The following is a 6,591-nucleotide window of genomic DNA, read 5'->3' on the forward strand; positions in this document are numbered from 1 at the left end:
TGCGTCGTGGTTTCAACGTGTTGGGAGGAAAAAACCGACATTTCGTCCTGCCCTCTCTGTGGTGGCCCCCCGGCCCCAGTTCATGGTCCTGTGTCGTTCAGGGCGTCTATTGCCTGCTCAGCACAAGGAGGATCACCACACGACGTCCTCGCCGAAGGTGTCCAGCCGGAAGCTCTGCTGTGGCCGTTCGTCGACGACCTCGAAGGCGAGGGTCTCGGTGTGCTCGTTGCCGTAGCGGTCGGTCCAGACCACCTCGGCCAGGTGCATGCCGTTCTCGAGGTCGGCCGACAGCGGGATGCGCCACAGGTGCGGGGACCCATCGGCGAGGTTGCCTTCCACCGGCCGCGGTGCGGAGGGTCCGTAGACCTGGCCGTTGTACAGGTGCAGGCCCTGGGCCTGCGGGTTCCCCGAGGTCGACTGGTAGGACATCCGGGCGCTGGTGAGCTGGCGGATCAGCGCGGACGGGTCGGACCACTCGACGCCGCGCCGGACCTCTTCACCCGCCGCGGGCTGGGTGATCTCCGCGGTGACGGGTTCGGCACCGTCGATCGAGACGGTGACGGTGGAGTCGGTGGTGCCCGCCCAGACGTTGGCGGTCAGGTAGGTGCCCCCGTCAAGGTCCTCGCGGGTGATCATGTTCTGATCCCCGAGATCACCCAGGGTGAGCGGGGGCACCGCGTCCTTGTGCTTGTTCTCCCAGGTGACGGGGTGCTCGTCGCGCCAGTCGATCAGGGTCTGCGCCCAGTGGCGGTAGTGCGGGGAGTTCAGGCCCAGGCCCATCTGGTCGCCGTCGCGGCCGGTGGCATGGAAGGCGTGCTGGTAGTCCGTGCCGGAGAAGTCGAAGGTCCAGAAGCCCGGCAGCGCGCCGTCGCCCTGGAAGCTCATCGGCTGGCCGTCGACGTCGTAGTCCCCGGCGTACCAGTCCCCCGACACGGCGCCGGCGACGATGTGGTCGAACGGCACGGCCGTCACCCCCACGGCCTCCTCCCACGCCCCGAGGGAATCCCCCTCGGCCATCGACTCGACCCAGTGCGAATGACCGGACAGGGACAACGCCTCGCGTCCTTCGAGGAGTTCGTAGAGTGTGCGGACGTCGTCGGTCTGGTGCTGGGCGCTGTCCGCGCCGGAGTGGGACACCAGCGGGATGTGCGTGGCGACCACGACGCGCTTGTCCTTGGGCACGGTGGCCAGATCCTTCTCGATCCAGGCCAGGGTGTCTTCCCCGAGACGGCCGTTGTACGCCGGGGCGCCGGCCGGGTCCTCGCAGGCCGGCCGCTTGCCGTCGGCGTTGTCGTCCTCGGGCGTGCACGGGTATTTCACGTTGTTCAGCGCCAGCACGTGTACCTCGCCGACATCGTAGGAGTAGTTCTCCGGTCCCCAGTGCTGCCGGTAGGTATCGAGCGACCACCGGGCGTCCGTGGCGTCGAAGTCCAAGTCGTGGTTGCCGGGGATCGCGCGGACGGGCATGCCCATCAGGCCCAAGGCCTCCTTCCCCCGGTCGTACATGCCCAGGTCATCGCCGGCAATATCGCCCAGCAACAGGGCGCCGCAGTCGGCGGCATCATAGGCCGCGGCTTCGCGCAGGGCACCGTTGCGCGCATGGGAGATCTCCTGGTTGGAGTAGGTCTGCGGATCGGCCAGCACCAGGCACCGAATGTCCTCGCCGGCCGAGGAGGGATTCTTGGCCAGCGGGAAGTTCACCGCGGCGGGCAGTTCCCCGGTGGGCTCCAGGCCACCGAAGCGCAACTCCTGCTCGGTGGTGCCCTTGGGGGCGTGGGTGTAGGAGAACTGCGCGATGTTGTTCTCATCGACCGGGGTGTCCCAGCCGGCGGGCTTGGTGACGAAGATGGTGTCCTTGTCCTGCGCCGGCAGCTCGTAGCGGCCCTCGGCATCGGTCTGGACCACCTCGCGACCATTGGACACCGTCACCCCCGAGATGCCCTTCTCGCCCTTATCCCGGACCGAGTTCTGGTTGGTGTCATCGAAGACCACACCATCCAGGACATCCTCCCCGGTCTCGCCCTCGGCGACGACTTCGGGACCACCGACGTACGTCGTGGGGTCCACCCCATCATCGACGGGCTTGTCCCCGCGGTGACCCTTGACGGGGGCATGGGCCGGCGGGTTGCCCCCCGCGCCGGAGTGCTCCGGCGGATCCGCCGAAGCGATCTGCACGCCGAAGAACGCCATCGGTGCCAGCACAGCCAGGGCGGTGCCGCCCACCAGGGCACAACGACGCCGGGAGACAGGGGAAGACATACAGAATCCTTTCACCAGAGTGATTGCTGTCGGAAGCAACCCCTCAAGCTAGGACTTGCGTATGACGGGCCGGTGCCTGTTCCGCCACGACCGGGTGAACGGGCGGCAAACCCTGGCCTGCGCAGGCGCCCGTGCCGGCACCGGCTCGGATCCGTGGTCGAACGGAGAGGCGACGGCCCGCAGCACCCCGTACGCGCACGCCGGGAACGCAGCACCAATCCGGACCGTGCAACAACTATCCCCCGTGCTCTAGCTTGCTGCCTCAGTTGGGAAGCTCAAGCGTGCCGCGCTAGATGGTGCGGTAGCCGGTGGGCTAGCGGGACATTGAGACCCGAGAACTTTTGCAAGGGTCTGAATGACCTGCCCGTCCGGAAAGCACTCCGCTCCCCCAACCCTCAGCATCCGTGCGCTGCAAAATGTGACGGCCCGATCGACCAGTACAGCGCGATCAACTCGGTTTCACCCCGGCGCAGGGCCTGCGCTGGGGTATAGCGTCCCGAGCTTCGTCAGATTCTGGATCTACAAGGATGTTCCAAGGTGTAGAGGGTCCATGCATGCCTGCCGCTGCGGTCTGCCCTACGTGGCTGCGGATGTGCGAGAACGCTCCGGCGCTCCTCAGGGCGTCGAACTCTCAATCGAGAGATTGATCGAGCCTGTCCACATGGGCTAGGCGGAGCGGTGCCGGGAATGTGTTTACGTTTCCGGCACCGCTCCTTTCCCGCCGGAAATGCGGCAACTAAACGGACACCTCTGCTTTGGATCGGGGAACGGCGTTTGGATAGGGATCAGTGACTCTGGCAGGTACCCGGCCCCGTTCGGCAGGGGTATAGCCATTTTGCTTTCAGCCATTCACACATTCTCCAGGTGTTGTGCCGACTGAAACCGTCAGCTGGGGAATACTTCACTTCTCCTTCGGCTCCCGTTCATTCGACCGGGAAAGAGTCGACAGTGCTCTCGCCCCAACGGGCGGCAATCCAATCACTCCACAAGAGGTTCAAATTCGTGTACCCGTCCCCTTCTCCCCAAATCACCCGGTTGTCCCGGCCCCTGGGTATAACCGCCGGCGCTCTGGCTCTGCTGGCCACCTGCGCCATGGTTAGCCCCGCCGCCACCGCCGCTCCAGCCCCGGCCTTGCAGCCCGACCCGACGCTGACCACCGCGCCGCTGCAGATCACCGAGGTCACGCCGGATACGTCCAACGTGGGCACTGCCGACGGCTTCGAGTTCATCGAGGTGTACAACGCCTCTTCCGAACCGGTTGATTTCAGTGATTACACCCTCCGCTACCTCTACCCCCGCGCCGATCTGACCAACTCCAACGTGGTGGACTGGCCGTCGGTGCCCCGTGACGTTTCCATCGCACCGGGCGGCACCCTGGTCTTCTGGATTAAGAACGGACAGAACGATTCACTGACCGACGCCGACTTCAACGCCAAGTTCGGCTCCTCCCTCGTCATGGGTGAGAACCTGGTCGAGATTTTCACCGGAGGCATGGCCAACGGGTCACCACGCGGGCTGGAGATCGCCACGAACACCGGCTTCGGCCTGAACCGCGCCTACTACAACCTTGACGGCGCCGACAACACCTCCGCCAATCAGGGCATCCAATTCGCGGTCAACCCTGAGGACCTCTCCCGGCAGATCCTGACCGGAATAGCTGCAGCTTCGCCCGGGAGCGTCAACCCGGATCAGGTTCCGGCAGGACTCATGGTGCTTCCGACCGACTCGGCAGACCCGTCGGTGACGGACGCGACCGCACAGAGCATCAACCCCGCAGCAGACTTCTCATTCGAAGCGACCGCCAGCGACGACCAGCAGGTTCGCACGGTCACCCTGAACCTGCGCAGCAACCTTGAGGCGGAATTCCAGACCCACAACATGAAGGCCGTACAGGATGACCGCTACGAACACGTCCTCGACGTGTTCGACCCGGCGGACAAGCTCTGGTACGAGTACTACTTCACCGTCACGGACGGAACCAATACGGTCAATACCGAAGTCCGGCGCGTTGACGTCGAAGGTGCTGACAGTGCACCGGCAGAATCGAGCTGGGCCGCCTCCGCGTACCGGGGCGGTGTCGACGTCGTCAACGCTGCGGAAGCTGACCAGCAGACTCTCGATGGCACCGTGTTCGATGACAAGAACAGGAACTCCACCCAGGATTCCGGTGAGCCGGGCATGCCCGGGGTGACGGTCTCCAACGGCCGCGACGTCGTGACGACGGACGGTCAGGGCCGCTATGAGCTGCCGGCATTCGACAACATGACCGTCTTCGTTACCCAGCCGCGCGGCTACCAGGTGCCGGTGGACGAGGACAACGTCGCCCAGTTCTTCTACAACCACGTGCCCGAAGGCTCCCCTGCTCTGAAGTACGGCGGCATCGCCCCTACCGGAGCACTGCCTGACAAGGTGAACTTCCCGCTGGCCAAGAGCGACCTGACCCAGTCCCCGGAGCAGCACTGCGTGCTCGGCGCCGACGTTCAGACCTACGACCAGGAAGAAGTCAGATTCGCGCGCAACGGTGTCTTCGCCGACCTGGCCGCCCGCACCGACTATGCCGGCTGCGGCGCCCTGTTCCTTGGCGACATCGTGGGCAACGATCTGTCCCTCTACGCCCAGACCCGCAATCTGACCTCCATGCTCAACGGGCCGGCCCGCTTCCTGCCGGGCAACCACGACCTGGACTTCGACGCGCTGGACGGTGAGCACGAGTTCGACACCTTCCGCGCCCAGTTCGGCCCGGAGTACTACTCCTACGACGCCGGCAAGGCCCACGTTGTGGCACTGAGCAACATCGTGTATCCCGGCCCGTCGGGCAGCAAATACGACTCCGGCCTCAGCGATCGCCAGCTGGAGTGGCTCCGCGCCGACATCGCGTCTGTGCCCAAGGACCGGGTCATCGTCCTGGCCGCCCACAGCCCCCTGCTCGAGTTCTTCTACAGCGACTCCCACTCCACCGAGCCGCTGAAGGAGATCTACGAGATCCTTGAAGGCCGTGAGGTGGTCTCCGTCGCCGGGCACACCCACATGTCGGAGAACCTGCGCGAGGGCGACCTGATGGCCGGCTGGCTCGACACACTCGGTCAGGACGGCCTGCCGTTCACCCACCTGACTGTCCCGGCAGTGTCCGGCCAGTGGTACGAGGGACGCGTCCTCGAGGAGGGCTACCCCACCTCCGTGCAGCGTGACGGGACCCCTCCCGGCGTACTGACCCTGGACATCAAGAACACGGAGATCCGCGAGCGTTTCACCGCCACCGGCGACGACGGTTCCGACCAGATGGCCCTGGGCATCAACTCCCCCGCCTACCGTGCCTGGTACGACACGTACACGGACCGGCGCGGCACGGCTCCGGCCCCGCAGAACCCGAACGCCGTGGCCCAGGCCGAACTCGCTGAGACCTGGCTGACCACCAACTTCTGGATGGGCTCCACCGGCTCGACCGTGAAGGTATCCATCGACGGCGGCGAGACCACCGAGGCCACGCGTACCCAGTCGATGACCGCCGATGACGTGCCGCTGATCGGCGCCGAGTACACCGATCCGGCCGCCAGCCTCGAGCAGCTGGTGCACGGCGGCGGCCTCCACGACCGCACCTCCCACCTGTGGCGCCTCGAGCTGCCGGCCGACCTGGCCGTCGGCGAGCACACCGCCACCGTCACCGCCACCGACGTCCACGGCCGCGAGTTCACCGAGACGATCACCTTCGAGGTCACCGACTAACCTTTCCCTGCGTACGACGTCGGGTGGTTGCGTTTCGCAGCCACCCGACGTCACGTCTCGGCACTATTGGCACCGACCACCAAGGGCGCACGTATAACCCGGGCGGGCTCGGGCGCGAGGTAAACCAGCCAGGTTCACAAATATCGACCGGGGTCTACCCGGACGAGAACGACGTCGTCACGGCGATCCTGGGGCAGCACCCGCCTGTCGCGCCCGCCTTCGCATTCCGCTTCGCCCCTCATGTCTCGGTCACCATTGCGGGCGACACGGCGCAAGCCCCCCTGCGACTCGCCCGAGGCACGGTCTTCCTCAAGCACGAGCATAACTTCGGCCTAAATATGTCCCCGCAACTACGGCGGACGGTAGAGAAACGATGCAGAGCTTGGGGTAATACTCAAATGTGAGTATGTCTCATAAGGCGGTCCCGTCACCGGGACAACTCCGGGCCACACCGCCGCCGCTGAAATTCCGGCGTCGTCCAGGACCGGCTGGACGACACCGGGCATCACCGTCCGGTGGCGGCCAACTCCTGCAGCATGGTGAATCCGTGGCGGTCCACCGGAACCGATGAGGCGGACATGACCACGACGCCGGTACGCTTTGAACGGT

At 65.7% G+C, this 6,591-nt stretch carries 2 protein-coding genes; one reads left to right on the forward strand and one right to left on the reverse strand.

Going from position 1 to position 6,591, the window contains the following annotated elements; genetic code table 11:
* Positions 1-132: 132 nt before the first annotated feature.
* Positions 133-2,259, reverse strand: a complete 2,127-nt coding sequence (locus tag AC5RWU_RS23345; RefSeq protein WP_493986558.1) for a calcineurin-like phosphoesterase C-terminal domain-containing protein — start codon at positions 2,257-2,259, stop codon at positions 133-135.
* Positions 2,260-3,261: 1,002 nt separating this feature from the next.
* Here AC5RWU_RS23345 and AC5RWU_RS23350 point away from each other — a divergent pair.
* Positions 3,262-5,982 carry a calcineurin-like phosphoesterase C-terminal domain-containing protein gene (locus tag AC5RWU_RS23350; RefSeq protein WP_494037337.1) on the forward strand — a complete coding sequence of 907 codons (2,721 nt, stop codon included), beginning with the start codon at positions 3,262-3,264 and terminating at the stop codon, positions 5,980-5,982.
* Positions 5,983-6,591 lie beyond the last annotated feature (609 nt).

The organism is Arthrobacter sp. B0427-1-12 (genome assembly GCF_059092905.1).